The sequence below is a fragment of the Micromonospora sp. RV43 genome (genome assembly GCF_001029515.1).
GTDB classification, from domain to species: domain Bacteria; phylum Actinomycetota; class Actinomycetes; order Mycobacteriales; family Micromonosporaceae; genus Micromonospora; species Micromonospora aurantiaca.
In genome coordinates this window covers 25,208-26,354 of the sequence record NZ_LEKG01000109.1, presented here as the reverse complement: position 1 = coordinate 26,354, position 1,147 = coordinate 25,208, and the positions used below count along the sequence as shown (strand labels likewise).

The window sequence follows — 1,147 nt, the reverse complement described above, 5'->3', positions numbered from 1 at the left end:
ACTTCTCCGGCGCCTGCATGACGTACATGGCCAGCCGGGTCAGCGCCTGCTTGCTGGAGGAGGCGTGCAGGGTGCACATGCTGCCGTCGTTGCCCTGCGACATGGCCAGGAGCATGGGTACGGCCTCGGCGCCGCGGGTCTCGCCGACGATGACCCGGTCCGGGCGCATCCGCAGGCCCCAGCGCACCATCGTGGACATGTCGATGCCGCCGACGCCTTCGAGGTTGGGTTCGCGCTGCTGCAGGGCGGTGGTGTTCGGGTGGGCGTCGGTGTCCTCGTCGAGGCCGAGTTCGTAGGCGTCCTCGACGGTGACGATCCGCTCGTGCGGGCTGATCGCGCCGGCGGCGGCGCGCAGCATGGTGGTCTTGCCGACGCCGACGCCTCCGCAGATCACGATGTTCTTGCGCGCCCGCACCAGCGCCCGGATGAGTTCCCCCAACCCCACCGTGATCTCCCCGCGGTGCAGCAGGTCGTCCAGGGTCACCCGGTGCAGGGTGTTGCGGCGGATCGACAGCGAGGGGCGTTTCGCTACCGCCATCACGGCGAATAGGCGTTGCCCGCCGGGCAGCCGCAGCGACAGGCCGGGGGAACCGCGGTCGAAGCGGCGCTCCTCCTGCCCGCTGCGCGCCGCCGCGATCCGCACGAGGTCGATCAGGTCGTCGTCGGAGGCGGCGACCGGCGGCACTCGCTGCACCTGCCCGTCGGTGGTGCGGATCCACACGTTGTCGCAGCCGTTGGCGAAGATGTCCTCCACCCGCGGGTCGTCGATCAACCGTTGCAGGCCGCCCAGGCCGGTGAAGCTGTCCCGCAACGCCCGCGCCAGGGCCGCCTCGGCCTGCGGAGTGAGCGGCACACGGCCGGCGGAGATGTCCTCGCGGGCGTGGACGACGAGTTCCTCGGCGATGTATCCCGCGATCACCGCGTGCCGCTCGCCGTCGGGAAGCTGCGCGCCGTGCGCGGCTAGGCGGTCGCTCACCCGGGCCCGCAGCCGCGCCACCACCTCCGGCGGCGCCGCGGACGTGCCGCCGTTCAGCGTCGGGGCGGTCACCGCACGACCTCCAGCGCCGCACCGGCGGGCCGCCCGCCGGCCGCGACGGACGCGGCGAGGGCGCGCAAAGCTTGGGCGAGGCGGGTACGTGTCCACGCC

Annotated in this window: 1 protein-coding gene; it reads right to left on the bottom strand. The window is 73.2% G+C overall.

From position 1 onward, the window contains the following. Positions 1-1,048, bottom strand: a 1,048-nt coding sequence (locus ABD52_RS23880; RefSeq protein WP_047893310.1) for a CpaF family protein, incomplete at its 3' end; no start/stop codon positions are given. Positions 1,049-1,147 lie beyond the last annotated feature (99 nt).